We start from the raw sequence: 26,407 nt of genomic DNA on the forward strand, positions 1-26,407 counted from the left end.
GGGGCCGGGTCACGGCTGTAGGGGCTCGGCCCGTTCCCACAGCTCCTCGCCGTGCTCCGCGAACCGGTCGAACATGCCCCCCGCCCCCTGCCGGCGCAGATGCAACAGGGGCGAGTCATGTCCGACCAGGCGCGCCAGATGAGGTGTGACGAGTGCGTCGTGGTCGAACCGGAAGACGGACAGGCTCACGTGATTGACCGCGTCGAGAGGGGACGAGAACCGTGCCTCCACACCCTCCACAGGTCCGAGGCGGTCAAGGTGCTCCAACGTGGTCCTGATGCGCGTGGACACGGTCAGCGCCACATCCTCGACGGCCTCCCGCTGGCGTGTCACCTCGCCCTCGGGGTCGCCGAGCAGGAACCGGACCCGGCATCCCGCCTCGGCCTTCCGCCGGATCGTCTCGGAGAACCGGGGAACCTGGCTCCAGAGGAAGTAGTTGGTGAACCCGGCGAAGAACAGCTCGGCCGTCGCGCCTTCGACGAGGTCAGCCCATACGGTTGACGGGCATGCGGACCTGTAGGGATAGCTGTGCACCATCTCCCGGTCGCCGCCGGTCTTGATCCGGTCCTTCACTGCTTGCGGCCACAACATCTCTTCATCTACTCCCAGTGCCCGAGCGGCATCCTCGCGGTTTCGTAGGTGCGGTGTGAGTGCCTCGTCCGCGAGCCATCGTTCCACTTGCTTCAGCGATACCCCTACCCGGTGTGCCAACTGGCGGGGAGTGACACCCGCATCGTCCATGGCGAGGCGTAAGGCGGCGTTCAAGTCAACCCCTTCGACGCGGACGTTCGGGCCTTCTGGAGACCGTACCGGCGAACATGTCAACTGTCCCCGGATGATGGGGCGATAGGTCCGGAAGGGTGCGCCACGATGCGACGCATGGCTACGACGTGGAAGCCCGGAACCGCGGTGTACGACATGGCCAGTCAGATGGTCGGGGAGGTGCGCGAGCAGCGCGGGCTCATACTGACGCTCACCCGCCCGTCCGGTCTTCGCTGGCAGACGCGGGCGATCGCGGTACGGGAGGCCAACGACCGCGAGCTCCTCCAACTACGAGCCCTGCGCAAGCATCACCGCAACGCCGGGCGACTCCCGCGTTCCTAGACCCCTCGCCCGGCCGCACACCACCGTGAAGCGGAACTGGCCGGGTGAGGTCCAAGTGCCCGCCCCGGCTGGTGGAAACCCTGGACAGGTCGAGCAACCAGGGCGGGCTCCTCTCAGGGAGGTACGCACATGTGCGATGCACGGACCCTACTGACCCCTGACGGGTTCGGGGGTGTGGTCGCCACAGTCCGCGACAACAACCCCGACCTGCCCGACGCTACGGCACGGCGGATCGTGGTGGAAGCGCTCAAGTTCGTCGCTGCCGCAGCCCAGTTCCCCACGGTGAAGATCACCCCGTCCAACGTCGTGGACGAGGGATGGCACGCCCTGATCCTGCACACGGATCTGTACAAGAAGCTGTGTGACCGGCTTGGCCGCTTCGTGCACCACTGGCCCGAGCGCCCCGACCAGGAGCGGCACGACCCGCACGCGCTGACCCACACGGCAGGGCTGATCGAACAGGCCGGATACCGCGTGGACGGCGAGCTGTGGACGGGACCGGCTACGGCCTTGGTCGCCGTGGCCGCGAACTGCTCTCACACCCCCAAGCCCGGAGGGTGTGGACCGATCAACCCCGGCAACTGCGCTTCCCACTGCTCAGGAGGCAGCGGGGAGGGCGATGATGGCTAGGCTTCCTGCACCTACGGCTGAGAGGTGAGGGCATGGACGCGGAAGAAGCCCGCCGGACGGACGCCAAGCTGCGGCGGATGGGTATCCCGTGGGTGGTCGCGCCGGTGGATCCGGAGGCCCCGGCGGGGAACTGGGGCGTGTACGACAGCACCGAACCAGCGACCCGCCAACCCATCACTCCGCATGCACTGGAGGATGTCCTGGCGAAGCTCCGCGTAACCCGCCCTGAGACCCCAGGGAGGCGACCCGCCCCAACGCGGGGATTCGTCCTCCTGCCCAAACAGAACTGACGAAGCGGTGCGGCCCCGGTCGGCGTTCTCTCCCGAGCGCCGACCGGGCTGCCGTGCGTCTGAGCTGCGGCATTGGCCATAGCCTGGCCACATGAACGAGATGCCCCAAGACCACCGCCCCGGAAAGTCCGTAAGAGTCCTCCTCGCCGAGGACCAGGGCATGATGCGAGGTGCGCTCGCCCTGTTGCTCGGGCTTGAGGAGGACATCGAGGTCGTCGCGCAGGTCGGTGCCGGGGACGAGATCGTGGCCGCGGCGCTCACCGCGCGGCCCGATGTCGCTCTCCTGGACATCGAGCTGCCGGGGCTCAGCGGTCTGGACGCGGCGGCCCTGCTGCGCGAGGAGTGTCCGGACTGCCGGGTGTTGATCCTCACCACCTTCGGGCGGCCCGGGTATCTGCGGCGGGCGATGGAGGCGGGGGCGGCCGGGTTCCTGGTGAAGGACGGGCCCGTGGAGGATCTGGCCGAGGCGATTCGGCGGGTGCTGCGCGGGGAGACCGTGATCGACCCGGCGCTCGCCGCCGCCGCGCTCAGCGCGGGCGCGAACCCGCTCACCGCGCGCGAGCGGGACGTCCTGAACGCCTCGGTGGACGGCGCGACCGTCGCCGACATCGCGGGCAAGCTGCACCTGTCGGAGTCGACCGTACGCAACTACCTCTCGTCCGCGATCGGCAAGACGAGCACCCGCAACCGCATGGAGGCGGTGCGGGCGGCACGGCAGCAGGGCTGGCTCTGAGGGGTCAGCGCTTCGCGCTCCTGGGCAGCCACACCAGCGCGACCACCGTGCTGGCGAGCAGGACGAAGCCGCCGGTGCGGAAGGCGAGCGCGTAGCCCTCGGTGAGCGCCTCGGGCGTCAGCGAGTCGCCGGTACGGGCGGTGGCCACCGTCGACAGGATCGCGAGGCCGAGCGCACCGCCCATCGTGCGGGACGTGTTGATGAGCCCGGACACCAGCCCGGCCTCGCCCGGCGCGGCGCCGGACGTGGCGAGGGAGGCGAGCGGCGTGGTGGCGAGCCCCGCGCCGGTCATCATCAGCACGCCGGGCACCAGGATCGACATCCAGTACGGGTCGTGCGCGTGCATCGTGGACTGCCAGCCGAACCCGGCGGCGGCGATCAGCACGCCGATGACGGTGAGGTTGCGGGTCCCGGTCACCGGCATCAGCCGGGGCGCGATCTTGGCGCCGAGCACGATGCTCAACGAGCTCGGGATGAGCGCGAGTCCGGCGCCCAGCGGGGTGTAGCCGAGGACGTTCTGGGCGTACAGCGTCATGAAGTACCAGGTGCAGAAGGTCGCCGAGCCGCAGGCGAACATCACGACGTTGGCGGACGAGACCGCTCTGATCCGCAGCAGCCGCAGCGGCATCAGCGGCGCCGCCGCCCGCGCCTCGACCACGAGGAACGCGCCGAGCAGCGCGAGCCCGCCCAGCAGCGGGGCGAGGGTCCCCGGCGCGGTCCAGCCGGCCTGTTCGGTCTGCACGATGCCGTACGCGAGGACCGCGAGCCCGCCCGTGACGGCGACCGCGCCGGGCAGGTCCAGGCGGTTGCGGGTGGCCGCGCGGCTCTCCGTGATCCACAGGGTGGCGCCGGTGAGGACGAGGGCGCCGACGGGCACGTTGATGAGCAGCACCCAGCGCCACGACAGCGTGTCGGTGAGCACCCCGCCGACCAGCCCGCCCGCCGCGCCGCCGCCCGCGCCGACCGCCGCCCAGGTCCCTATGGCCCTGGTACGGGCGGCTCCCTCCGGGACGGCGGCGGTGAGGATGGTGAGGGTGGACGGCGCGAGCACGGCGGCGCCGAGCCCTTGCACGCCGCGCGCGAGCAGCAGCTGCCAGCCCTCCTGGGCGAGCCCGCCCGCGAGGCTGGCGGCGGTGAAGAGGCCGAGCCCGACGAGGAACATGCGCTTGCGCCCGAAGAGGTCTCCGGCGCGGCCGCCGAGGAGCATGAAACCGGCGTACGCGATGGAGTAGGCGTTGACGACCCACTGCAGGCCGGTCGGGGTCATCCCGAGCCCGGTCCGCATCGAGGGGAGGGCCACGTTGACGACGGAAACGTCGAGGACGACGAGGAACTGCCCTGCGCAGGCGGCGAGAAGGACGAGCCAGGTGCGGGTCGGCTTCGTCCGGGTGGGTATGGCGGCGGTGTCTGGGGGCGCTTGGACCATGCGGGCCATGTTTGCAGCCGGGGGTGCGATTCCCCACCCCGCCCCTTCCCAAAACTCTCCGAGGGAACTCTTCGTCTGCGGACCGTGGCGGGTTGCTCGCGCGGTTCCCCGCGCCCCTTGAGTGCCGCTTCGCGGCCTGCCCGGGACAGTGGAACTGACGGCACGTCAGAAGTGTTCCCAATCCGGGGGCGCTGCGTTATACATAGGGGCCATCGAGCCCTAGAACGCGTTCTAGAACCGGCGCCGGCGCCGGTCCCGCACGGCCTCGGTGCGGCCGACGGTGCGGACGGCCGCGCCGAGGTCTTCCCACTCCAAGGAGCAGGCCCCGTATGCCCATCGACGTCGCGAAGGCGCTCGCCGCCGAGCCCCGGTCCACCGAGATCGTCTGGGACCACAAGGACATCCAGCTCTACCACCTGGGACTCGGCGCGGGCGTCCCGGCGACCGACCCCGACGAGCTGCGCTACACCCTGGAGTCCAGGCTCCACGTGCTGCCCTCGTTCGCCACCGTCGCGGGCGCCGGGATGGGCGTGGTCGGCGGGCTCTCCGCGCCCGGCATCGAGGTCGACCTCGCCGCCGTGCTCCACGGCGGGCAGGGCATCGTCCTGCACCGCCCGATCCCCGTACGGGGCAAGGCCGTCTCCACCTCCAAGGTGGCCGCCGTCTACGACAAGGGCAAGGCCGCCGTCCTGGTGCTGCGCACCGAGGCCGCCGACGCGGACGGGCCGCTGTGGACCAGCGACGCCCAGATCTTCGTACGCGGCGAGGGCGGCTTCGGTGGCGAGCGCGGGCCCTCCGCCCGCGCCGAGCAGCCCGACCGCGCCCCCGACCACACCGTCGAGCGCGAGGTGCGCGAGGAGCAGGCGCTGCTCTACCGGCTCTCCGGCGACTGGAACCCGCTCCACGCCGACCCCGAGTTCGCCAAGCTCGCCGGGTTCGAGCGGCCGATCCTGCACGGCCTGTGCACGTACGGCATGACGCTCAAGGCGGTCGTCGACACCCTGCTCGGCGGCGAGGTGGCCCGCGTCCGCTCGTACACCACCCGCTTCACCGGGGTCGTCTTCCCCGGCGAGACCCTGCGCATCGGGATGTGGTCCGGTCCGGGCCGCGTCCAGGTGTCGGTGACGGCCGTCGAGCGGGACGACGCGCCGGTGCTCTCCGACACGCTCGTCGCGCACGACTGAACCGCTTCGCCAGACCCGAGGCTCATCAGAGGGGAGCCGCACCATGCGCGCAGCCGTACTGCACGAGATCGGCCAGGACAAGCTCGACGTGCTCGACGACGTCGAGGCGGTGGGCTTCGGACCCGGGAAGGTGCGGATCCGGATCCGCGCGACCGGGCTCTGCCACTCCGACATCTCCGCGATGACCGGGGTGCTCCCGCAGCCCGCCCCCTTCGTCCCCGGTCACGAGGGCGCGGGCGAGATCCTCGACGTCGGCGACGGCGTCACCTCGCTCGCCCCGGGCGACCGCGTCCTGGTGAGCTGGCTGCCCGCGTGCGGCACCTGTCCCTCCTGCAAGCGCGGCCAGACCCAGCTCTGCCTCGCCGGGTTCCTCAACGCGGGCACGCCCAACTTCAAGCGCCCCGGCGGTGACGTGTTCGGCTTCGCCGGCACCGGCACCTTCGCCGAGGAGCTCGTGGTCGGCGCCGGGTGCGCGGTCCCGATCCCCGACGACGTGCCGTACGAGATCGCCGCGCTCATCGGGTGCGGGGTGACCACCGGACTCGGCGCGGCCATCAACACCGCGAAGGTGGAGGCCGGTTCGTCGGTCGCCGTGATCGGCTGCGGCGGGGTCGGCATCTCCGCCATCCAGGGCGCCAAGGTGCAGGGCGCGGCCCAGATCGTCGCCGTCGACCCGGTGGCCTCCCGGCGCGAGGCCGCGCTCACCTTCGGCGCGACCGAGGCCGTCTCGCCCAGCGAACTCGACGACGCCAAGCAGCGGATCACCGGCGGCGAGGGCTTCGACTACGTCTTCGAGGTCGTCGGCAAGTCCGCCACCGCCCGCACCGCCTACGGCGCGACCCGGCGCGGCGGCACCCTGTGCGTGGTCGGCGCGGGCGCCATGGACGACTTCTTCCAGGTCAACATGTTCGAGCTGTTCTTCGACGAGAAGCGGATCCTGCCCTCCCTGTACGGCGGCGGTGATGTGCTGCGCTCCTACGAGCGGGCCATCGCGCTGTGGCGGGCGGGCCGGATCGACCTGGAGGGCTTGATCACCCACCGGGTGCCGCTCGCCGGGATCAACGACGCCCTCGACCAGATGCGTACGGGCGAGGCCCTGCGTACGTGCATCTCCCTGTGACCCGAGAGGAGCCGACCGGCATGGCAGCACTGCCCCTTGAAGGCCTGTCCGCGATCGTCACCGGCGCCGGGCGCGGCCTGGGCCGGGCCGAGGCCCTCGAACTCGCCCGGCTCGGCGCGTCCGTCGTCGTCAACGACTTCGGGCAGCCCGGCCGGGACGGCTCCGGCGAGGCCTCGGCCGGGCCCGCCGAGGAGGTCGCCGCCGAGATCCGCGCGGCGGGCGGCGCGGCGGTCGCCCACACCGGCGATGTGGCCGACCACCAGCAGGCTCGCGAACTGGTCGCGTTGGCGGTCCGTACGTACGGGAAGCTGGACATCCTCGTCAACAACGCGGGCATCCTGCGCGACCGGATGATCTTCTCGATGACCGAGTCGGAGTGGGACGCGGTCATCCACGTACACCTCAAGGGCCACTTCAACACCACCCACTTCGCCGCCGCGCACTGGCGCGAACGGTCCAAGGCGACGGGCGGGCCGGTCTACGGCCGGATCGTCAACACCTCCTCGGAGGCGTTCCTCGCCGGGTCGGCCGGACAGCCCAACTACGCGGCCGCCAAGGGCGGGATCGTGGGCCTCACCACCTCCACGGCCCTCGCGCTCGCCAAGTACGGGGTCACCGCCAACGCCATCTGCCCCCGGGCCCGCACCCGGATGACCGAGGACGTCTTCGCGGGCTTCGAGGAGCCGGGGGAAGGGCAGCTCGACGCGCTGGCGCCGGAGCACGTGGCACCGCTCGTCGGCTATCTGGCGTCCCCGGCGGCCGCCCGGGTCAACGGCCAGCTGATGGTGGTGCACGGGGGGATGGTCGCGGTCGTGGAGCGTCCGAAGGTGGCGGCGAAGTTCGACGCGGCGAAGGAGGCGTTCTCGTACGGGGAGCTGGATGAGCTGCTCACGCCGTACTACGCGTCCCGGCCCACCGGGGAGACGTTCGGCGCCGCCGAAGTGCTGGGACTGAAGCGGGGCTGACCTGTTGTTTGCCGGGTGCGGGCCGTCTCCAACTGGTCGCGCAGTTCCCCGCGCCCCTAAAGGCTGGGGGCCGGGACGCCTTCGCGTCCCGGCCCCCAGCCATCTGGTCAGCTCGCCTCTGCGTCCATCCGCCGGTGACGGCCATGGGCCTCGGTCGTCGGCTCCTCGGTCGTCGCGGCGCCGCCCCGGTGCCGGCCGTGGCCGTCGGGGTCCGTCGTGGCTTCGGCGGACGCGGCGGTCAGTGTCTCGGACATGTGGTGCAGTCACCCCGTTGTGTTTCGTCCGTTGCGTTCGCCGTGGATTTTAGCCAGACGGCCACGGTCTACTGACGGCCGGTCAAGGGCGCCTGCGCGAGCGGTACGGGCCGGGGGGCCTGCGGCTTCAGCGGTACGGGGGCGGGGCGCGGCAGGTCCGCGGGGGCCGGGACCGCCGCCACCGCGCAGGGCACCGCGGGCGTCGCGCACGGCAGCCGCAGCACCCCGTCCCGGGTCCACAGGCCCGAGCCCGCCAGCCACCCCTCGGGCGCGGCCAGCTGGTGCAGCCGGCGGCCCGCCGGGCGCCACACGCCGAGCCAGGTGCCCGCCGCCGCGTCGATCCGCAGCGCCACCGCACAGCTCTCCGGCATCAGCTGCTGCCCGGGCTGCACGGCGAACGGCGTGACCGCCGCGTCCGCGAGCCGCAGGCACTCGGGGAAGCGGACCGGCAGGGTGGAGCCGAGCACGCCCCAGCCGAGCCGGTCGTGGCCGGGCGCGTCCGAGCGCAGCAGCAGCAGACCGGTGTCGGGGTCCGCGAGCAGCAGCCGGTCCTGGCTCTCCTCGGTGATCTGGAGCAGCGGGGTCACCTCGCCGCCGCGCTCCAGGTCCACCGCGACCGCCTTGGTCCGCCCGTCCAGCTCCCGGTCCAGGGCGAGCAGCCTGCCCGTCCGGTCCAGCCAGACGCCGCCCGAGCAGCGGCCCTGGAGGGTGGCGACCGGCTCCGGGCCGAACGCGCCGCCCGCCACCAGCCAGAGCGTGCTGTTCTCCGGCCCGGCCGCGAGCGCGTACGCGCAGCTGCCGTTCGGGGACGGCGGCAGCAGGGTCAGCCGCCGCCCCGAGTCGCGGGCGATCGTGCCCAGGGCGAGCTCGCCGGTGCCGGGGCCGGTCGGGTAGAGCAGGGCGAAGGCGTCCCGGTCCGCGACCCGGCGGTGGATCAGCACCCGCCCGTCCGCCATCGGCAGCACCGAGGCGTCCGGCTCCTCCGGCTGGTTGCCGGGCAGTGGCACCGCGTACGGCTCGGGGCCGTCGAGCGTCCACCGCTCGGGGAACCAGCGGTCGCCCTCGCCCTCTTCCCGTACCAGACGGGCCGCGTAGGAGCCGTCCGCGGTGATCGTGAACTCCGTGTGCCGGACCGCGCCGTTCCCGGCAGCGGTCTCGATGGCCAAGGCCGTCATGAGATGGCTCACCTCCGGCCCATGAAGCTAGTTTTCGCACTTCCTGCCGAACAACACGAGACCACCCGCTTCACACCAAAGGGTGGCCATCGGGCGATTCCCCTGTGAGCGGGGCGACGGATGTGCAGTGCGGTGCCGGGACGGCGGGACCCGCCCGGGCCGCTCGGGGCCGAAGCCATGGTGGGCGGGGCCCGGAGCGCGGGTAACCTGTGTCCGTGCCCCGTCTGTCTGAAGTCATCGCCGCGCTCGACGCCCTCTGGCCGCCCGAGCGGGCCGAGGGATGGGACGCGGTCGGCACCGTCTGCGGCGAGCCCGACGCGGAGGTCCGGCGCGTGCTGTTCGCCGTCGACCCCGTACAGGAGATCGCGGACGAGGCCGTGAAGCTCGGCGCCGATCTGATCGTCACCCACCACCCGCTCTATCTGCGCGGGACGACGACGGTCGCGGCCGGGCACTTCAAGGGCCGCGTCGTGCACACCCTGATCAAGCACGACATCGCGCTGCACGTCGCCCACACCAACGCCGACACCGCCGACCCCGGCGTCTCCGACGCCCTCGCGGGCGCCCTGGACATCCGGGTCGTCCGGCCGCTCGTGCCCGACGCCGCGGACTCCTCGGGCCGCCGGGGCCTGGGCCGGATCTGCGAGCTGGACCACCCGATGACGCTGGGCGAGTTCGCCGCCCGCGCCGCCGCCCGGCTGCCCGCCACCGCGCAGGGCATCCGGGTCGCGGGCGACACCGAAGCCCTGGTGAAGACCGTCGCGGTCAGCGGCGGCTCCGGTGACGGCCTCTTCGACGCCGTACGGGCGTCGGGAGCCGATGCCTTCCTCACCGCCGACCTGCGCCACCACCCGGTGTCGGAGGCGACCCAGCACGCACCGCTCGGCCTGATCGACGCCGCCCACTGGGCCACCGAGTGGCCCTGGTGCGAGCAGGCCGCCGCACAGCTCGACGAGATTTCCGACCGTCACGGCTGGGACCTGCGGGTCCACGTCTCGAAGACGGTCACCGACCCCTGGTCATCCCACCACTCTTCTGGAGCCCCCAACTGAACGCCGCGCCCGCCGACCAGATCCGCCTCCTCGACGTACAGGCCCTCGACGTACGCCTGTCGCAGCTCGCCCACAAGCGGAAGTCGCTGCCCGAGCACGCCGAGATCGACTCGCTGAACAAGGACCTCGCCCAGCTCCGCGACCTGCTGGTCGCCGCGCAGACCGAGGAGAGCGACACCGCCCGCGAGCAGACCAAGGCCGAGCAGGACGTCGACCAGGTCCGCCAGCGCGCCGCCCGCGACCAGCAGCGCCTGGACTCGGGCGCCGTCTCGTCCCCCAAGGACCTGGAGTCCCTCCAGCGCGAGATCGTCTCGCTGGCCAAGCGCCAGGGCGACCTGGAGGACGTGGTCCTGGAGGTCATGGAGCGCCGTGAGTCCGCCCAGGAGCGCGCGGCCGAGCTGACCGAGCGCGTCTCCTCCGTCCAGACGAAGACCGACGACGCGACCGCCCGCCGCGACGCCGCCACCCAGCAACTCGACGCCGAGGCCGCCGAGGTGGCCAAGGAGCGCGAGGTCGTCGCGGGTGTGATCCCGGCCGACCTGCTGAAGCTCTACGACAAGCTGCGCGAGAAGCAGGGCGGCGTCGGCGCGGCCCGGCTCTACCAGCGCAAGTGCGAGGGCTGCCGCCTGGAGCTCGACATCACCGAGGTCAACGAGGTCAAGGCGGCCTCCCCGGACACCGTGCTGCGGTGCGGGAACTGCAGCCGCATCCTGGTCCGTACGGCGGAGTCGGGCCTGTAGTGCGGCAGTTCGTTGTCGAGGCCGACGGCGGTTCCCGGGGCAACCCGGGCCCGGCCGGTTACGGCGCGGTGGTCCTGGACCCGGTGACGGGCGAGACGCTGGCCGAGGCGGCGGAGTACATCGGGGTCGCGACCAACAACGTCGCCGAGTACAAGGGCCTGATCGCCGGGCTGAAGGCGGCGAAGGCGCTCGACCCGGCGGCGAAGGTGCGGGTCCGGATGGACTCCAAGCTGGTCGTCGAGCAGATGTCGGGCCGCTGGAAGATCAAGCACCCCGACATGAAGCCGCTCGCGGCCGAGGCCGGGCGGATCCTGCCGTCCGCGCAGGTCACGTACGAGTGGATCCCGCGCGAGAAGAACAAGCACGCGGACCGGCTCGCCAACGAGGCGATGGACGCGGGCAAGCGCGGCAAGCAGTGGGAGCCGTCGGCGTCCACGGCGGCGCTGTCCACCGGGCTCGCCGACACGGACGCGGCGCGGGTCGTCGGGGACGCGGCGGCGGGTGCGGCGCGGGCCCGGGCGGCGCTGGCCACGTCCGTGGCCGCTCCGGCATCGGCTTCAGCTCCGGCTTCGGCTTCGGCGACCGTTCCGGCTCCGGCGCGGGCGGCCGGGGCCCCGGCCGCCGGGTGGAGCGCGCCCGACCTGGGCACGCCCACCACCTTCGTCCTGCTCCGGCACGGCGAGACCGCGCTCACCCCCGAGAAGCGGTTCTCCGGCAGCGGCGGCTCCGACCCGGAGCTGTCGGCGGCGGGCCGCCGCCAGGCCGACCAGGTGGCCGCCGCGCTGGCCGCCCGGGGCACGATCCAGGCGGTCGTCTCGTCCCCGCTGCGGCGCTGCCGCGAGACGGCGGCGGCGGTCGCGGAACGCCTCGGTCTGGACGTACGGGTCGAGGAGGGCCTGCGCGAGACGGACTTCGGCGCGTGGGAGGGCCTGACCTTCGCGGAGGTGCGCGAGCGGTACGGCGCCGACCTCGACGCGTGGCTCGCCTCGCCCAAGGTCGCGCCGACCGGCGGCGGCGAGAGCTTCGCGACGGTGTCGCGGCGCGTCTCGGCGACGCGGGACCGGCTGCTCACGGCGTACTCGGGCCGCACGGTCCTGCTGGTCACACACGTGACCCCGGTCAAGACCCTGGTCCGCCTCGCGCTCGGCGCCCCGCCGGAGTCGCTGTTCCGGATGGAGCTTTCGGCGGCGTCGGTGTCGGCGGTGGCGTATTACGGGGACGGCAATGCGTCTGTGCGGTTGCTGAACGATACGTCGCACTTGCGCTGAGGTTTGTCGTGCGGCTGCGGGCCGTCCCCAACTGGTCGCGCAGTTCCCCGCGCCCCTGGATGCGCCCCTTCGGGGCGCCCAGGGGACTGCCGCGGGGCGGCACTCAGCGCAACCCCGCCGCCTCCCGCGCCAGCGCCTCCACCCGGCGCCAGTCCTTCGCGGTGACCGCGTCCGGGGGCAGCATCCACGTGCCGCCGACGCAGCCCACGTTCGGCAGGGCCAGATAGGCCGGGGCCGAGGCGAGCGAGATGCCGCCGGTGGGGCAGAAGCGGGCGGCGGGGAGCGGCCCGGCGAGGGACTTCAGATAGGCCGTGCCGCCCGCCGCCTCCGCCGGGAAGAACTTCATCTCGCGGATCCCGCGTTCCAGCAGCGCCACGACCTCGGACGCGGTCGCGACCCCGGGCAGGAACGGGACCCCGGACGCGGTCATCGCGTCGAGGAGGCCGCCGGTCCAGCCCGGGCTGACCAGGAAGCGCGCCCCGGCCGCCACCGCGTCGGCGACCCCGGCGGCCGACACCACGGTCCCGGCCCCGACCATCGCCTCCGGCACCCCGTCCGCGATCGCCCGGATCGCGTCGAGCGCGGCGGGCGTACGCAGGGTGACCTCGATCGCCGGCAGCCCGCCCGCCACGAGGGCCCGGGCGAGCGGTACGGCGTCGGCGGCGTCGTCGAGGACGACCACGGGGACGACGGGGGCGAGGTCCAGGACGGAGGTCATGGGGGCATCCTGCCGGGCGGATACGCCCCCTGCAACGACTGTTGCACCCTGTGCAACGGTCCTGGGGCGCGGCTAGTGGATCTGCTCCACGACCACGTCCAGCGCCCACGCCTTGCCGGGCTTGGCGGGGGCGGTGCACTCCACCACGTACCCGAGGTCGCGCAGGGCCTCCACGAGCCGCGCCGGGTCGGCGGGGGCGGCCCCGGACAGCAGCAGGTCGCGCACCAGACGGCCCTTGGTCGCCTTGTTGAAGTGGCTGACGACCGAACGCTTCTCGACGCCGTCGACGATCTGGGAGTGCAGTACGCGTACGGTCGCGGTGCGCCCGGCCACCTCGCCCTTGGGCTTCCAGGCGGCGGCGTACGCGGAGGAGCGCAGGTCGAGGACGAGGCCGGTCCCGGCGGCCTCGGTCATGACCGGGTCCATGACGCCGCGCCAGTACGCCCCGAGCGCGCCGAGTCCCGGCAGCTTCACGCCCATCGAGCAGCGGTACGACGGGATGCGGTCGGTGATGCGTACGGCGCCCCACAGGCCGGAGAAGACGAGCAGCGCCTTGGCGGCGCGGCGCTTGGCGACGGGGTCGAGGGTGGCGAGGTCGAGGGCGTCGTAGAGGACGCCGGTGTAGATCTCGCCGGCGGGGCGGGTGCCGGCGGTGCGGAGCTCGGCGTTCTTGGCGATCTCGCCGCGCAGGCCTTCGCTGAGGCCGAGGACGTCCCGGGCCTTGTCCTCGTCGCCGAGGCACAGGTCGATGAGCTCGTCGAGGACGGCGGTGCGGGCGGTCCTGAGCCCCGGCATCGCCAGGGCCTCCTCCTTGAGGGGCGTCCCGCGCCCCCCGCCGGCCTTTCCTTCGGAGGGCGGGAGCAGCACGAGCACGGGGTCTCCTTGGGGGGTGGTACGGACGGGGGTGCGGCCCCAGCCCAGATTAAGCCCCCACCCCGCCCCTTCCCTAAACCCTCCGGGGGTGGGTGGGGGTGGAGGTGGCTTTGCCGGGAGCTGCGCCCCCGGACCCCGGACCTCGTTCGTCCGCGGACCGTGGCCGGTTGCTCGCGCAGTTCCCCGCGCCCCTAAAAATGCCGCTGCGCGGCAATCCTCTGGGCGGCCCGGAGGGGCGCTTCTAGGGGCGAGGGGAACTGCGCGACCAGCCATCCACGGTCCGCAGACAGAGAGCTCCCTCGGAGAGTTTCGGGAAGGGGCGGGGTGGGGGACCCCAAAACGGGCCGAGACGCCGCGCGCAGCCTACGCTCGGGGCATGCCTCGCCGTCACCTCCGTATGACCGGCGCAGCCGACCCGCTGAGGGCTGCCCTGCGCGACCTCCGCACCACCCTCGACGTCCCCGAGGACTTCCCCCCGGACGCCCTCGCCGAGGCGGACAGAGCCGCGGGCAACCCCCGCCTGCCCGCCCGAGACGCCACGGACCTCCCCTTCTTCACCATCGACCCACCCACCTCCATGGACCTGGACCAGGCCATGCACCTGGACAGGCGCGCCAGCGGCTACCGCGTCCACTACGCCATCGCCGACGTCGCCGCCTTCGTCACCCCCGGCGCCCCCGTGGACACCGAGGCCCACCGTCGCGTGAACACCCTCTACTTCCCCGACGAGCGCGTCCCGCTCCACCCGCCCGTGCTCAGCGAGGACGCCGCCAGCCTGCTCCCCGGCCGGGTGCGCCCCGCCGTCCTGTGGACCATCGACCTGGACGCCGACGGGGCCGCCACCGCCACCCACGTCGAGCGCGCCCTCGTCCGCAGCCGGGCCAAGCTCGACTACGAGGGGGCGCAGCGGCAGATCGACGACGGCACCGCCGAGCCCGCCCTCGCCCTGCTCCGGGACATCGGGCGGCTGCGCGAACGGCAGGAGGTCGCCCGCGGCGGCATCTCCCTCAACGTCCCCGAGCAGGAGATCGTCGAGCGCGACGGCCGGTACGGCCTGGAGTACCGCGCCCCCCTCCCCGCCGACGGCTGGAACGCGCAGATCTCCCTGCTCACCGGCATGGCCGCCGCCGATCTGATGCTGGCGTACGGCACCGGCGTCCTGCGCACCCTCCCCAGCGCCCCGGACGGCGCCGTCGCCCGGCTGCGCCGCTCCGCGCAGGCGCTGGGCATCGACTGGCCGCACCACGTCCCGTACGCCCAGGTCGTCCGCTCCCTCGACCCGCGCGACCCGCATCACGCGGCGTTCCTCCAGGAGTGCACGACGCTGCTGCGCGGCGCCGGGTACACCGTGTTCACCGGCGGGAACGTCCCCGAGCACGCGGTGCACGCCGCCGTCGCCGACGAGTACACCCACTGCACGGCGCCCCTGCGCCGCCTCGTGGACCGGTACGCCAGTGAGCTCTGCCTCGCGGCGGTCGGCGCCGCCGACGTACCCGAGTGGGTGCTCGCCGCGCTCGACGCGCTGCCGAAGGAGATGACCGAGGGGACCCGCCGGGCCAACACGGTCGAGCGCGAGTGCGTCGACCTCGTGGAGGCGGCCCTCCTCAAGGACCGCGTCGGCGAAGTCTTCGACGCGACCGTCGTCGATGTCGAGGACGACCAACCGGCCGCCGGAACGGTCCACTTGACCGACCCGGCCGTGGTGGCCCCCGTCAAGGGCAGCACCCCCCTGCCCCTGGGTGAACGCCTCCGGGTCCGGCTCACCCAGGCCGACCCGGGCACCGCGAAGGTGGAGTTCGCCCCCGCCTGACGGCGGCGGCAGCGCGACCGCCCGCCCGGCAGGTAGCATGGTCGGCACGGCAGACGAGCCGGGCGGACGGCCGCGTGGGGATCCTCGGATCCTCCCGAGGAACGTCCGGGCTCCACAGGGCAGGGTGGTGGGTAACGCCCACCCGGGGTGACCCGCGGGACAGTGCCACAGAGAACAGACCGCCCAGCACTCTGGTGCTGGGTAAGGGTGAAACGGTGGTGTAAGAGACCACCAGCGCCTGGGGTGACTCAGGCGGCTAGGTAAACCCCACCCGGAGCAAGGTCAAGAGGGAGCACCCCGGTGCTCCTGCGCGGACGTTCGAGGGCTGCCCGCCCGAGTCCGCGGGTAGACCGCACGAGGCCGGTGGCAACACCGGTCCTAGATGGATGGCCGTCTCCCCGGCCGCCGCGAGGCGACCGGGCGACAGAACCCGGCGTACAGCCCGACTCGTCTGCCGTTCCCCACGTCCCCCTCCGCTGGCGGGACCCGTGGGGATGGGGTGAGCTGGGAGGCGGGCCCGTCCGGGGTGGACGCGCCCGGTCCCGTAGCCCCCGCACCGGAGGTGCCCCCCATGTCCGTCCCCGTCGACCAGCTCAGCGCCCCGGCCGTCCGCGCCTTCGTCACCGCGCTCAACGCGAACGACCGCGCCGCCTTCCAGTCGGCGCTCACGCCCGGCGCGACCATGTCCGACGACGGGTCGGACCGGGACGTGTCCGACTGGACCGAGCGGGAGGTCTTCTCCTCCAACGGCCACATGGACATCGAGAAGGAGAGCGACGGCGGCCTCTCGCTGATCGTGAACTACCGCAACGACACCTGGGGCGAGATGCGGACCGCCTGGCGCTTCGAGGTCGAAGGCGGAAAGGTCAGCCGCTTCGAGACCGGGCAGGCGTAGTCCGGCGCCCCCGGATCAGTCCGGTCAGTCCGGGATACGGGTGCCCGTGCCGCCCACCCGTACGCGCGCGTCGCCCTTGCGCAGCGTCACCGTCAGGACGCCGGGGCGGCCCAGGTCCTCGCCCTGGTGGAGGGTGAGGACGGACTCCTCGGGGACCAGGCCGAGTTCGCGCAGGTACGCGCCGAAGGCCACCGCGGCCGCGCCCGTCGCGGGGTCCTCCACGACGCCGCCGACCGGGAACGGGGCGCGGACGTGGAAGACCGTGTCCGACTCGCGCCACGCCAGCTGAAGCGTCGTCAGGTCGAGCCGCAGCATCAGCGTGGCGAGCCGGTCGAAGTCGTAGTCGAGGTCCGCCAGGCGCTCGCGGGTGGCGGCGCCGAGGACGAGGTGGCGGGCTCCGGCGTACGCGATGCGCGGCGGCAGGGCCGGGTCGAGGTCGGCGGCGGGCCAGTCGAGCGCGGCGAGCGCCTCGGCGAGGTCGTCGGGGGCGATGTCCACGCTGTGCGGCTCGACGCTGGTGAGCGTGGCCCGCAGGGCGCCGTCCTCCTCGGTGACGGTCACCGGGACGGGGCCGACGGAGGTCGCGAAGAGCAACTCGCCCGGGCCGATCCGGTCGCCCAGTGCCACGGCCGTCGCGACGGTGGCGTGCCCGCAGAACGAGACCTCGGCCTTCGGGCTGAAGTACCGGATGCTGAACGCGCGCCCCGCCTCGCCGAGGCCCTCCGGGGCGGCGGTCAGGAACGCGGTCTCGCTGTACCCGAGCTCGGCGGCGATCGCGAGCATGTCACTGTCATCAAGCCCGGAGGCGTCCAGGACGACCCCGGCGGGGTTGCCGCCGGCGGGGTCGGAGGAGAAGGCGGTGTAACGCAGCACGTCTGTCATGCCGTGATCAACTCCGGGTACGGGGCGATCATTCCCGGGCACTAGGCGTGCTGCCTCCCCTCGTTGTGGGCAGGCGTGCCGCCCTTAGCGGCACGATTGCCCACAGCGGCGGCGTGAGGGGCCCTCAGCCTCGGCCGATGTACGGCATCGTCGTCGCCATCACCGTTGCGAACTGGACGTTTGCCTCCAGGGGGAGTTCCGCCATGTGGAGGACCGTGCGGGCCACGTCCGCCGCGTCCATGACCGGCTCCACCGCCAGCGCCCCGTTCGCCTGCGGCACACCCGTCCGCATCCGCGCCGTCATCTCCGTGGCCGCGTTGCCGATGTCGATCTGGCCGACGGCGATCCGGTAGGGGCGGCCGTCGAGGGAGAGCGCCTTCGTCAGGCCGGTCATCGCGTGCTTGGTCGCCGTGTACGCCACCGAGTTCGGCCGCGGCACATGCGCCGAGATCGAGCCGTTGTTGATGATCCGGCCGCCCTGCGGGTCCTGCGCCTTCATCTGCCGGAACGCCGCCTGCGCGCACAGGAACGCCCCGTTGAGGTTGGTGTCGACGACATGGCGCCACGCCTCGTACGCCAGGTCTTCCACCGCGACCCCGCCGGGCCCGAACGTCCCCGCGTTGTTGAACAGCAGGTCCAGCCGCCCGTACCGCTCCCGTACCGCCTCGAACAGGGCCGCCACCTCGGCCGGTGACGTCACGTCCGTAGGGAGGGGGAGGACGTCGGCGTCGGGGCCCGCCAGGGCCGCCGTCTCCTCCAGGGGCTCCGGGCGGCGGCCCGCCACGGCCACCGACCAGCCCGCCGCGGCCAGCGTGAGCGCCACGGAGCGGCCGATTCCGGAGCCGGCGCCGGTGACGACGGCGGTCTTGCGCGCTGCGGATGCGTTCATGGTCCGGAGCGTACGGGAGCGGTCCGGGCCCCGCGCCGTGCTGTCCGGGATGTGGTCCCGAGCACCCCCACCGGCCTGAGAGCATGGATGCTTGAAACTACAACGGTCGGTACGGCCGGAAGCGGAGACACCCATGGCGGAGACCAGCCGGACCGCACCGGCCCCGATACCGGCCGCGGCCCCCGCCGCCGCCCGCCGCGCCGGTCTGCTGGTCACGCTGGTCCTCGGCGGGCTCACCGCGCTCCCGCCGCTCTCCATGGACATGTACCTGCCCGCCCTGCCCGAGGTCACCGGCGCGCTCCACGCGCCCGCCGCGACCGTGCAGCTCACGCTCACCGCGTGCCTGGCGGGCATGGCGCTCGGCCAGCTGGTCGTCGGGCCGATGAGCGACAAGTGGGGCCGCCGCAGGCCGCTGCTCGTCGGCATGGTCGTGTACGTCGTCGCCACCGCCGTCTGCGCCTTCGCGCCCGGCGCCGGACTGCTCATCGCCTTCCGGCTGCTCCAGGGCCTGGCGGGCGCGGCGGGCATAGTGATCGCCCGGGCGGTGGTGCGCGACCTGTACGACGGCGTCGAGATGGCCCGGTTCTTCTCCACCCTGATGCTGATCTCCGGCGCCGCCCCCGTGGTGGCCCCGCTGATCGGCGGGCAGGTGCTGCGGCTGACCGACTGGCGCGGGGTGTTCGTGGTGCTCACCGCGGTCGGGGTGCTGCTCACCCTCTTCGTGTGGCGGTGCCTGGGCGAGACGCTGCCGCCGCAGCGGCGGCACGAGGGCGGGGTCGGCGAGGCCCTGCGCACGATGGGCTCGCTGCTCAGGGACCGGGTCTTCACCGGATACGTACTGGCCGGCGGGCTCGCCTTCGCCGCGCTCTTCTCGTACATCTCGGCCTCCCCGTTCGTGATCCAGGAGATCTACGGGGCCTCGCCGCAGACCTTCTCGCTCCTGTTCGGGCTCAACTCGGTCGGCCTGGTCGCGGCCGGGCAGATCAACGGGAAGCTGCTGGTGGGCCGGGTCAGCCTCGACAAGGTGCTGGTGTACTCGCTGAGCACGGTGGTGCTGGCGGCGGTGGCGCTGCTCGTGATGACGTCCGGGGTGTTCGGCGACCCCGGCCTCGCGCCGGTCGCGGCCGGGCTGTTCGTGCTGATGTCCGCGATGGGCATGGCCACGCCCAACACCACGGCCCAGGCCCTGATGCGCACACCGCACGCGGCGGGCTCCGCGTCCGCGCTGCTCGGCACGTCGTCGTTCCTGATCGGCGCGGTGGCGTCACCGCTGGTGGGGATCGCGGGGGAGGGGACGGCGGTGCCGATGGCGGTGGTGCAGCTGGTGTCGGGCGTGGCGGCGCTGCTGTGCTTCCTGGTGCTGTGCAGGCCGTGGCAGCGGCAGTCGGCCGAGGTCTGAGCCACCCCGCCTGCCGCCCGTAGAATCCCCGGGTGAACGAGAACGTCCCCGTCCCGCAGGTCCTGCGCTCCGCCCTCGCCGGGCTGCTCGACGGGCTGCCGCCGTCGCAGGCCGCGCAGGCCGTCGACCGGCTGATCGCCAACTACCGGGGCGCCACCCAGACCCACGCGCCGGTGCTGCGCGACCGCTCCGACGTGGCCGCGTACGCCGCGTACCGGATGCCCGCGACCTTCGAGGCGGTACGGTCCGCCCTCGCCGCCCTCCAGGACGCCGTCCCGGACTGGACCCCGGCCACCCACACCGACGTCGGCGGCGGCACCGGCGCGGCGAGCTGGGCGGTCGCGGAGGCGTGGGACGCCGCGACCACCGTCCTGGACTGGGCCGAGCCCGCGCTCGCGATCGGCCGCGAACTCGCCGACGCCTCCGGCATCGAGGGCCTCGGCGCGATCCGCTGGGAGCGGGCCCGGATCGGCACGGCGCTGAGCCTGCCGGAGACCGACCTCGTCACCGTCTCGTACGTACTGAACGAGCTCACCCCCGACGACCGCCGCGCGCTCGTGGACACCGCCGCCCGCGCCGCGACCGGCGCCGTGGTCATCGTCGAGCCGGGCACCCCGGACGGGTACGCCCGGATCATCGAGGCGCGGGACCGGCTGATCGCGGCCGGGTTCACCGTCGCCGCGCCCTGCCCGCACAGCGCCGCCTGCCCCATCGAGCCGGGCACGGACTGGTGCCACTTCTCCGCCCGGGTCAGCCGCTCGTCCCTGCACCGGCAGGTCAAGGGCGGCTCACTGGCGTACGAGGACGAGAAGTTCAGCTACGTCGCGGCCGTGCGGGGGGCGGCCTCGGCCGCCGGGAACCGGGTCGTGCGAAGGCCGCAGATCCGCAAGGGGCAGGTGCTGCTGGATCTGTGCACGGTGGAGGAGGGGCTGCGCCGCGAGACCGTCACGAAGCGCCACGGTGCCCTGTACCGGGCGGCCCGGGACGCGTCGTGGGGCGACGCGTGGCCTCCGGCCGAGTAGGCCGCTCTTCGTCTGCGGGCCGGTGGCGGGCTGGTCGCGCAGTTCCCCGCGCCCCTGAAGATGCCGCTCCGCGGCAATCCCCGGGGCTCCCCGGAGGGGAGCTTCTAGGGGCGCGGGGAACTGCGCGCTCAGCCACAGACGGCCCGCAGACGACTCACCGGGCCTAGACGCGCAGCTCCTGCGTGCAGCACTTCACGCTGCCCCCGCCTTTGAGCAGCTCACCGAGGTCCATCCCCACGGGAACGAACCCCCGCTCCCGCAGGGGCGAGAACAGCCCCACCGCCCCCTGTGGGAGCAGCACGTGGAGGCCGTCGCTCACCGCGTTCAACCCCAACGCCCCCGCATCCTCCGCCGAGGCGATCACCGCGTCCGGGAACAGCCGCGCGAGCACCGCCCGGCTGCCGGGCGAGAAGGCGTCCGGGTAGTACATGATCTCGTCGGCCGAGTCGTCGAGGACGCACAGGGCCGTGTCCAGGTGGTAGTAGCGCGGGTCGACGAGGTCGAGCCCGATCACCGGGCGGCCGAAGAACTCCTGGGCCTCGTCGTGGGAGAGCGGGCTGGACCGGAAGCCGCGCCCGGCCAGCAGATAGGACGCGGTGACGGCGAAGTCGCCCTCGCCCTCGTTGATGTGGGACGGCTCGTGGATCTCGGTGAAGCCGTGGGCGCGGAACCAGTCCAGATGGGCCGCGGCCTCCGCCTCCCGTTCCGGGTGGGCGAAGCGGGCGCCGAGCACCCGGCCGTCGATCACGGTCGCCCCGTTCGCGGCGAAGACCATGTCGGGCAGGTCGGGGCGGGGTTCGAGCAGCTCGACGGTGTGGCCGAGCGCCCGGTAGCGGTCGCGCAGGTCCTCCCACTGGGCGAGGGCGAGCGGCAGGTCGACGGGCTTGGCGGGGTCCATCCAGGGGTTGATGGAGTACGTGACCTTGAAGTGTGCCGGTGGGCACATCAGATAGCGCCGGGGTCTGGCGACTCGGGGTGCACTGAGGTCACGGGTCTCACTGAGCAATGAGGGCTCCTCACGGACGACTTCGGCTGCACGCGCCGCAGCAGCGGCGGTGGTCAGCCCATGGTGCGTCCTGACCGGCGTTCGCGCAGTGATCCGTCCGGGTGTTTTTCGCCGCTTGCCCTGCGCGCGCCCTTGACAGAGACGATACGTTTCGCCTCGGTGGCGCTAGGATCCCGGCATGGCGAACAAGGGGCAGGCGCCCGACTCCACCCGCCGCAGCGAGCGCTCGCGGCGCGCGATCTACGACGCGGCGCTCTCCCTCGTCGGCGAGGCCGGGTACGCGAAGACGACCATCGAGGGCATCGCCGCCCGCGCCGGGGTCGGCAAGCAGACCATCTACCGCTGGTGGCCCTCCAAGGCGGCGGTCCTGCTCGAAGCGTTCGTCGACCTCAGCCACCAGGCGGTCCAGGGCGAGGTGGCCCTGCCCGACACCGGTGACCTGGCGGCCGACCTCAAGCTGGTGCTGCGCGCGACCGTCGACGAGCTCAACGACAACGCGACCGAGGCCCCCTACCGGGCGCTCGCCGCGGAGGGCGTCATCGACCCGCAGCTGTGCGCCGCGTTCGTACAGAACCTCCTGGAGCCGCAGCTGAAGCTGTACGTGGACCGGCTGCGGTCCGCCCAGGACGCGGGCGAGGTGCGCGCCGACGTCGACCCGCGCACCGCCCTGGAGCTGCTGGTCGGCCCGCTCTCGCACCGCTGGCTGCTGCGCACCCTGCCGCTCACCCACGCGTACGCGGACACCGTCGTCGACTACGCCCTGCGCGGACTCGCCCCCCGCTGAGGGGCCCGGGTTGGGGGGTACGGCCTCGGGAGGCGCGCGATGGTGCGACCATGGGGGAAGGTTCTCGCGGGGCAACGGTGAGGTGAGGGGATAGATGGGCGCGGAGTACGGGCGTTCCGGCAGCTCGGAGAGCAAGCTGTCCCGCTGGCTGCGCAGGCGCGCCAAGGACGTCCCGGGCGCCGACGAGGGCCGCCTCGCCCTGCTGCTCGCCGTCGCCGCCGCGAAGCTGCCCATCGCCCCGGCCGCGTACCCCGCCGGATACCGCTGTTCCTGTGAGCGCGTGGGCTGTCCGACCCCGGCGCGCCATCCGGTCTCGTTCGCCTGGCAGACGCAGTCGACCACCGACCGCGCCCAGATCGAGCGCTGGGCGCAGGGCCAGCCCGAGGCGAACTTCATCACGGCGACGGGCATGGTCCACGACGTCCTGGACGTCCCCCTCGAAGCGGGCCGCGAGGCCCTGGAGCGGCTGCTCGCCGAGGGCGTCGACGTCGGCCCGGTGGCCGAGTCCGGCGGCGTCGGCGATCAGGCCCGGATGCTCTTCTTCACGGCGACGCGGGGGACGCCGGAGGACGAGGACGAGTGGTGGCCGTGCGAGCTGGACTGCCATCCCGAGACGATGGACGAGCATCCGGGGCTGCGGTGGCACTGCCGGGGCAGCTACGTCCTGGTCCCCCCGGCCCGGCTCCCCGGTGACCACGCGGTGGCCTGGGTACGGGGCCCGGAGCACGCCCTCCCCGATCCCCTGACCCTCCTGGAGTCCCTCACGGACGCCTGCGCCCGCCACGGAGCGGGCGACGCCCACGCGGTGGCTTGGCCCCTGGGCCGATAGCCCCTGCGGGGGTGCGCTGTCGTCTGCGGGCCGTCCCCAACTGGTCGCGCAGTTCCCCGCGCCCCTGAAGGGGCGCCCCGAAGGGGCGCATTTAAGGGGCGCGGGGAACTGCGCGCTCAGCCGCCCACCGGGCCGCACCCGAACGCGCGACCCTATTCGCCCTTGGCCGAGACCAGCCCCTGAAGGCGGTTGATCACGAGCACCGGGCCCCGGCCCGCCGGCGGGACCACCGCCGCGTCGTCGGAGACCCGCTCCTTCGTCACGGTGGACCGCGGCTCGCCCGTCATCAGCGCCCGTACATCCGCGTTGATGTTCAAACGGACCCCCTTCGCCGCCGTCTGGCGCTCGAAGTGCCGCGTGCCGAAGAAGACGACAGCCCCACCCTCCCGCGTCCGCAACCCCAGCGGAGCGAAGTCGCCGCCGTCCAGCGGCTGGTCCACGTACTGGGTGGAAAGACCCGGCACCACCGCGTTCTTCTTGCGCTCCTCGCGCCACAGCGTGGTGTGCGGGCCGGGCGCGAAGGTCTCGGGGCGGCCGGTGCGCAGATACGACACGTACTGCTCGCTCAGATCCTTGGGCGCCACCGCCAGCCCCGTGTCGTCCGGCCGTACCGGCTCGGCGAAGCCGTCCTTGTCGGCCGCGAAGACCGGGACGTCCTTGGGGGCGAGGACGGAGAGGTGGGCCACCTTCCACACGTCGTCGGCCCCGCCGCGTACGAACACCAGCAGCCAGCGCGTGTCCTCGGGACCGGAGTCCTTGTCCCGGTTGGAGTCGGTGTCGGCGACGAACCAGCGCGGCCAGCCCGCCTTCCTGGGTATCGCGAACCTCGCGTCCGTCAGCTCCAGCGGCACGTGCTGCGGGTTGCCGCCCGGGTTGGTGACGTGCCGGGCCTTGAGGCCCGCCTGGTTGACCGCCCCGAGCGGACCGGTGACCCGGCCCGCGTCGAGGGCCGGGTCGAAGGCCTTGTCGGCCTTGTTGTACGCGTCCGTGAAGTCCCTGAGCGCCTGTGCGGCCTCAGCCCTGGTCGCCGACGGTACTACTTCCCGCTCGCCGTGCACCGTCACGCAGCCGCTCGCCGTCACCGTCAGTACGGTCACCGCCGCGAGCGCCGCCGTCAGCCGACTCACCCTGCTCATGGACTGCCTTCTGCCCCTCGTCCTTCTTGGCCGCCGCCGCGGGAGCGGCGCTCCCGGCGGACTTCGCGAACCCTACCGGGGCGAAGAAGAGCGCGAGCGTGGGGATGAGGTACAGCGCCCACACCGTGACCTGGAGGACGGTCGGGTCGGGCTGGAAGTTGAGGACGCCCTTGAGGACCGTGCCGTACCAGCTGTCCGGCGGGATCGTGGAGCTGATGTCGAACGCCAGGTTCTTGATGCCGGGGATGAAGTCGGCTTCCTGGAGGTCGTGCACGCCGTACGCGAGGACGCCCGCCGCCACCACGACCAGCATCGCGCCGGTCCAGGTGAAGAACTTCGCCAGGTTGATCTTGAGTGCGCCCCGGTAGAAGAGCCAGCCGAGGAACACCGCGGTGGCGAGCCCGAGGAGTGCGCCGATCAGCGGGTCGGTGTTGCCGCTGTCGGAGCCGGCCGCGTGCACCGACGTCCAGACGAACAGCGAGGTCTCCAGGCCCTCCCGGCCCACCGCCAGGAACGCGGTGGCGACCAGGGCGCCGGTGCCGAGCCGCAGCGCCGCGTCCAGCTTGCCCTGGAGCTCGGACTTCAGGAACCGCGCGGTGCGGCGCATCCAGAAGACCATCCAGGTCACCAGGCAGACGGCGACGACCGACAGCGAGCCGCCGAGCGCCTCCTGGGCCTTGAACGTCATCTCCTGCGAGCCGAACTCCAGGCCCGCGCCGAAGCCCAGCGCGACCAGGACGGCGACGGAGATGCCGATCCAGATCGGCCGCAGCGCCTCGCGGTGACCCGTCTTGACCAGGTACGCGACGAGGATGCAGACGACCAGACTGGCCTCGAGCCCCTCGCGCAGGCCGATCAGGTAATTGCCGAACATTAGTTTCCCCTCAGCCCTCGGCCGATCAGCTGAACAGTGCCCGGCCCCACCAGTCGTCCTTGTCGCGGACGCCCGGCGGGACGGCGAATATCGCCGAACTCACGTGCTGGATGTACTCGTTGAGCGCGTCGTTGCGCGCCAGGTTGCGCTGCACCGGCAGGAAGCCCTTGCGGACGTCCCGCTGGTAGGCGAGGAAGAACAGGCCCGCGTCCAGGCGGCCGAGGCCGTCCGTGCCGTCCGTGAAGGAGTAGCCGCGGCGCAGGATCGTCGCCCCGCTGTTGGAGTCGGGGTGGGCCAGGCGCACGTGCGCGTCCGGCTTCATCGCCTTCAGGAACGGCTCGTCGCGCTCCTTGGCCTTGCCGACCGGGGCGCCCTCGCCCTTGTCGCGCCCGAAGACGTCCTCCTGCTCCTGGAGACCGGTGCGGTCCCAGGCCTCGATGTGCATCCGGATGCGGCGGGCCACCAGGTAGGAGCCGCCGGTCAGCCAGGGCGAGCCGTCCTTGTCGCCGACCCAGACGTGCTTGTCCAGGGCGGCGGCGTCGGTGCCCGAGACGTTCCGGGTGCCGTCCTTGAAGCCCATCATGTTGCGCGGGGTCTGTGCCTCGGGCGTCGTGGACGACGTCTTGCCGAAGCCCAGCTGCGACCAGCGCACCGCGGCGCGGCCCATGGCGATGCGGGCGAGGTTGCGGATCGCGTGCACCGCGACCTGCGGGTCGTCCGCGCACGCCTGGACGCACAGGTCGCCGTCGCTGCGGGCCGGGTCGAGGTTGTCGTGCGGGAACTTCTCGATGTCGACCAGCGCCTCGGGCCGCTTGCCCTCCAGGCCGAACCGGCCCTTGGCGAACAGCGAGGGGCCGAAGCCGATGGTCAGGGTGAGCCGGGACGGCTTGAGGCCGAGCGCCTCGCCGGTGTCGTCCGGCGGCGCCTCCGCGAGGCCGCCGTAGGCGCCCTCGCCGACCGTCTGGCCCGCGGTCATCCGCGCGGCGGCGGCCGTCCAGTCCTTGAGGAGCTTGACCAGCTCGCCCCGGTCCTTGGTGGTCACGTCGAACGCGGCGAAGTGCAGCCGGTCCTGGACGGCGGTGGCGATACCGGCCTGGTGGGCGCCGTAGAACGGCACGGCCGCGCCGGTGTCGGCGGCGGGCACCGCGTCGCCGCCGTCGCCGCGCACCGCGGCGACGGCACCGCCGGCCGCGGCGGCGCCGAGCGCCAGGCCCGCACCGCCCCAGCCGAGCAGGGAACGGCGGGACGGGGCCGAGGACGTGGTGCCCCCGGCGGCGTCGGTGGTGGTGCCGACGCCGGCGTCGGTCGTGTCGCTCATGGCGGATTCCCTCCTGTTCTGACTGCGTGCG

27 protein-coding genes and 1 other RNA gene are annotated in these 26,407 nt (G+C 73.0%); 16 read left to right on the forward strand and 12 right to left on the reverse strand.

Features of this window, described 5'->3' with window-relative positions:
• Nucleotides 1-9: 9 nt before the first annotated feature.
• A complete protein-coding gene (locus IE252_RS07835) occupies nucleotides 10-591 on the reverse strand; it encodes an XRE family transcriptional regulator (protein WP_308434526.1) in 582 nt (193 codons plus the stop codon).
• A 288-nt stretch (nucleotides 592-879) separates the two neighbouring features.
• Between IE252_RS07835 and IE252_RS07840 the strand changes: the two genes are divergently transcribed.
• From IE252_RS07840 to IE252_RS07850, 3 genes are all read left to right on the forward strand, one after another.
• Entirely contained in the window at nucleotides 880-1,104 is a 225-nt protein-coding gene (locus tag IE252_RS07840) for a hypothetical protein (protein ID WP_190088580.1), read from the forward strand.
• 129 nt (nucleotides 1,105-1,233) lie between these two features.
• Entirely contained in the window at nucleotides 1,234-1,734 is a 501-nt protein-coding gene (locus IE252_RS07845) for a glycine-rich domain-containing protein (RefSeq protein ID WP_190088581.1), read from the forward strand.
• Between the two features lie 381 nt (nucleotides 1,735-2,115).
• Nucleotides 2,116-2,757 (forward strand): response regulator transcription factor, encoded by a 642-nt coding sequence (locus tag IE252_RS07850; protein WP_190088582.1) that lies wholly within the window; start codon nucleotides 2,116-2,118, stop codon nucleotides 2,755-2,757.
• A gap of 4 nt (nucleotides 2,758-2,761) precedes the next feature.
• Here IE252_RS07850 and IE252_RS07855 read toward each other — a convergent pair whose 3' ends face one another.
• Entirely contained in the window at nucleotides 2,762-4,183 is a 1,422-nt protein-coding gene (locus IE252_RS07855; RefSeq protein ID WP_229848103.1) for an MFS transporter, read from the reverse strand.
• Between the two features lie 329 nt (nucleotides 4,184-4,512).
• On the opposite strand from IE252_RS07855, the gene chsH3 reads away from it, so the two are divergent.
• Genes chsH3 through IE252_RS07870 form a run of 3 tightly spaced genes read left to right on the forward strand, consistent with a single transcriptional unit; the run spans nucleotide 4,513 to nucleotide 7,452 of the window.
• Complete coding sequence (gene chsH3, locus IE252_RS07860) at nucleotides 4,513-5,367, forward strand: enoyl-CoA hydratase ChsH3 (RefSeq protein WP_190088584.1); 855 nt, start codon at nucleotides 4,513-4,515, stop codon at nucleotides 5,365-5,367.
• 43 nt (nucleotides 5,368-5,410) lie between these two features.
• Nucleotides 5,411-6,487 (forward strand): Zn-dependent alcohol dehydrogenase, encoded by a 1,077-nt coding sequence (locus IE252_RS07865; RefSeq protein ID WP_190088585.1) that lies wholly within the window; start codon nucleotides 5,411-5,413, stop codon nucleotides 6,485-6,487.
• 20 nt (nucleotides 6,488-6,507) lie between these two features.
• Nucleotides 6,508-7,452 carry a 3-oxoacyl-ACP reductase gene (locus tag IE252_RS07870; RefSeq protein WP_190088586.1) on the forward strand — a complete coding sequence of 315 codons (945 nt, stop codon included), beginning with the start codon at nucleotides 6,508-6,510 and terminating at the stop codon, nucleotides 7,450-7,452.
• 107 nt (nucleotides 7,453-7,559) lie between these two features.
• On the opposite strand, the gene IE252_RS07875 is transcribed toward IE252_RS07870, so the two are convergent.
• Both IE252_RS07875 and IE252_RS07880 read right to left on the reverse strand, forming a co-directional pair.
• Nucleotides 7,560-7,706, reverse strand: coding sequence for a hypothetical protein (locus IE252_RS07875; RefSeq protein ID WP_190088587.1), 147 nt, complete (start codon nucleotides 7,704-7,706; stop codon nucleotides 7,560-7,562).
• Nucleotides 7,707-7,774: 68 nt separating this feature from the next.
• Nucleotides 7,775-8,881: a hypothetical protein gene (locus IE252_RS07880; RefSeq protein WP_190088588.1), complete on the reverse strand. Its 1,107-nt coding sequence runs from the start codon at nucleotides 8,879-8,881 to the stop codon at nucleotides 7,775-7,777.
• Nucleotides 8,882-9,096: 215 nt separating this feature from the next.
• Between IE252_RS07880 and IE252_RS07885 the strand changes: the two genes are divergently transcribed.
• The 3 genes from IE252_RS07885 to IE252_RS07895 are packed head-to-tail and all read left to right on the forward strand — an operon-like array spanning nucleotide 9,097 to nucleotide 11,941.
• Nucleotides 9,097-9,933 (forward strand): Nif3-like dinuclear metal center hexameric protein, encoded by an 837-nt coding sequence (locus IE252_RS07885; protein WP_190088589.1) that lies wholly within the window; start codon nucleotides 9,097-9,099, stop codon nucleotides 9,931-9,933.
• Nucleotides 9,930-10,673 (forward strand): zinc ribbon domain-containing protein, encoded by a 744-nt coding sequence (locus IE252_RS07890; protein WP_229848159.1) that lies wholly within the window; start codon nucleotides 9,930-9,932, stop codon nucleotides 10,671-10,673. Before IE252_RS07885 ends, IE252_RS07890 begins: the two co-directional genes overlap by 4 nt.
• On the forward strand, nucleotides 10,673-11,941 hold the full coding sequence (locus tag IE252_RS07895; RefSeq protein WP_190088590.1) for a bifunctional RNase H/acid phosphatase: 1,269 nt from the start codon (nucleotides 10,673-10,675) through the stop codon (nucleotides 11,939-11,941). Before IE252_RS07890 ends, IE252_RS07895 begins: the two co-directional genes overlap by 1 nt.
• Nucleotides 11,942-12,044: 103 nt before the next feature.
• Here IE252_RS07895 and eda read toward each other — a convergent pair whose 3' ends face one another.
• Together eda and yaaA are read right to left on the reverse strand one after the other, a co-directional pair.
• Nucleotides 12,045-12,659 (reverse strand): bifunctional 4-hydroxy-2-oxoglutarate aldolase/2-dehydro-3-deoxy-phosphogluconate aldolase, encoded by a 615-nt coding sequence (gene eda / locus IE252_RS07900; protein ID WP_190088591.1) that lies wholly within the window; start codon nucleotides 12,657-12,659, stop codon nucleotides 12,045-12,047.
• A gap of 72 nt (nucleotides 12,660-12,731) precedes the next feature.
• On the reverse strand, nucleotides 12,732-13,532 hold the full coding sequence (gene yaaA, locus IE252_RS07905) for a peroxide stress protein YaaA (protein WP_190088592.1): 801 nt from the start codon (nucleotides 13,530-13,532) through the stop codon (nucleotides 12,732-12,734).
• A gap of 376 nt (nucleotides 13,533-13,908) precedes the next feature.
• On the opposite strand from yaaA, the gene IE252_RS07910 reads away from it, so the two are divergent.
• The 3 genes from IE252_RS07910 (at nucleotide 13,909) to IE252_RS07920 (ending at nucleotide 16,237) form a co-directional block, all read left to right on the forward strand.
• A complete protein-coding gene (locus IE252_RS07910) occupies nucleotides 13,909-15,342 on the forward strand; it encodes an RNB domain-containing ribonuclease (protein ID WP_190088593.1) in 1,434 nt (477 codons plus the stop codon).
• A 54-nt stretch (nucleotides 15,343-15,396) separates the two neighbouring features.
• Nucleotides 15,397-15,796: RNase P RNA component class A (gene rnpB, locus IE252_RS07915), an RNA gene on the forward strand.
• A gap of 117 nt (nucleotides 15,797-15,913) precedes the next feature.
• On the forward strand, nucleotides 15,914-16,237 hold the full coding sequence (locus tag IE252_RS07920; RefSeq protein WP_190088594.1) for a nuclear transport factor 2 family protein: 324 nt from the start codon (nucleotides 15,914-15,916) through the stop codon (nucleotides 16,235-16,237).
• Nucleotides 16,238-16,261: 24 nt separating this feature from the next.
• Here IE252_RS07920 and IE252_RS07925 read toward each other — a convergent pair whose 3' ends face one another.
• Both IE252_RS07925 and IE252_RS07930 read right to left on the reverse strand, forming a co-directional pair.
• A complete protein-coding gene (locus IE252_RS07925; protein WP_190088595.1) occupies nucleotides 16,262-17,119 on the reverse strand; it encodes a PhzF family phenazine biosynthesis protein in 858 nt (285 codons plus the stop codon).
• 124 nt (nucleotides 17,120-17,243) lie between these two features.
• Complete coding sequence (locus IE252_RS07930) at nucleotides 17,244-18,008, reverse strand: SDR family oxidoreductase (RefSeq protein WP_190088596.1); 765 nt, start codon at nucleotides 18,006-18,008, stop codon at nucleotides 17,244-17,246.
• A 133-nt stretch (nucleotides 18,009-18,141) separates the two neighbouring features.
• On the opposite strand from IE252_RS07930, the gene IE252_RS07935 reads away from it, so the two are divergent.
• Together IE252_RS07935 and IE252_RS07940 are read left to right on the forward strand one after the other, a co-directional pair.
• Nucleotides 18,142-19,407 (forward strand): multidrug effflux MFS transporter, encoded by a 1,266-nt coding sequence (locus tag IE252_RS07935; protein ID WP_190088597.1) that lies wholly within the window; start codon nucleotides 18,142-18,144, stop codon nucleotides 19,405-19,407.
• 32 nt (nucleotides 19,408-19,439) lie between these two features.
• Nucleotides 19,440-20,429: a small ribosomal subunit Rsm22 family protein gene (locus tag IE252_RS07940; protein ID WP_190088598.1), complete on the forward strand. Its 990-nt coding sequence runs from the start codon at nucleotides 19,440-19,442 to the stop codon at nucleotides 20,427-20,429.
• Nucleotides 20,430-20,592: 163 nt separating this feature from the next.
• Here the strand turns inward: IE252_RS07940 and ddaH are convergent, their stop codons facing one another.
• Nucleotides 20,593-21,435: a dimethylargininase gene (gene ddaH, locus IE252_RS07945; protein WP_373298520.1), complete on the reverse strand. Its 843-nt coding sequence runs from the start codon at nucleotides 21,433-21,435 to the stop codon at nucleotides 20,593-20,595.
• 178 nt (nucleotides 21,436-21,613) lie between these two features.
• On the opposite strand from ddaH, the gene IE252_RS07950 reads away from it, so the two are divergent.
• Both IE252_RS07950 and IE252_RS07955 read left to right on the forward strand, forming a co-directional pair.
• Complete coding sequence (locus tag IE252_RS07950; protein ID WP_190088599.1) at nucleotides 21,614-22,219, forward strand: TetR/AcrR family transcriptional regulator; 606 nt, start codon at nucleotides 21,614-21,616, stop codon at nucleotides 22,217-22,219.
• A gap of 94 nt (nucleotides 22,220-22,313) precedes the next feature.
• On the forward strand, nucleotides 22,314-23,048 hold the full coding sequence (locus IE252_RS07955) for a bifunctional DNA primase/polymerase (RefSeq protein ID WP_190088600.1): 735 nt from the start codon (nucleotides 22,314-22,316) through the stop codon (nucleotides 23,046-23,048).
• Between the two features lie 152 nt (nucleotides 23,049-23,200).
• Here the strand turns inward: IE252_RS07955 and IE252_RS07960 are convergent, their stop codons facing one another.
• The 3 genes from IE252_RS07960 to efeB are packed head-to-tail and all read right to left on the reverse strand — an operon-like array spanning nucleotide 23,201 to nucleotide 26,376.
• Nucleotides 23,201-24,175, reverse strand: coding sequence for an SCO2278 family lipoprotein (locus tag IE252_RS07960; protein ID WP_190088974.1), 975 nt, complete (start codon nucleotides 24,173-24,175; stop codon nucleotides 23,201-23,203).
• Nucleotides 24,063-25,058 (reverse strand): iron uptake transporter permease EfeU, encoded by a 996-nt coding sequence (efeU, locus tag IE252_RS07965; protein WP_190088601.1) that lies wholly within the window; start codon nucleotides 25,056-25,058, stop codon nucleotides 24,063-24,065. The genes IE252_RS07960 and efeU overlap by 113 nt, the downstream gene beginning before the upstream one ends.
• Nucleotides 25,059-25,083: 25 nt before the next feature.
• Entirely contained in the window at nucleotides 25,084-26,376 is a 1,293-nt protein-coding gene (efeB, locus tag IE252_RS07970; protein ID WP_190088602.1) for an iron uptake transporter deferrochelatase/peroxidase subunit, read from the reverse strand.
• Nucleotides 26,377-26,407: the final 31 nt, after the last annotated feature.

The sequence above is a fragment of the Streptomyces melanogenes genome (genome assembly GCF_014649795.1).
GTDB lineage: Bacteria > Actinomycetota > Actinomycetes > Streptomycetales > Streptomycetaceae > Streptomyces > Streptomyces noboritoensis.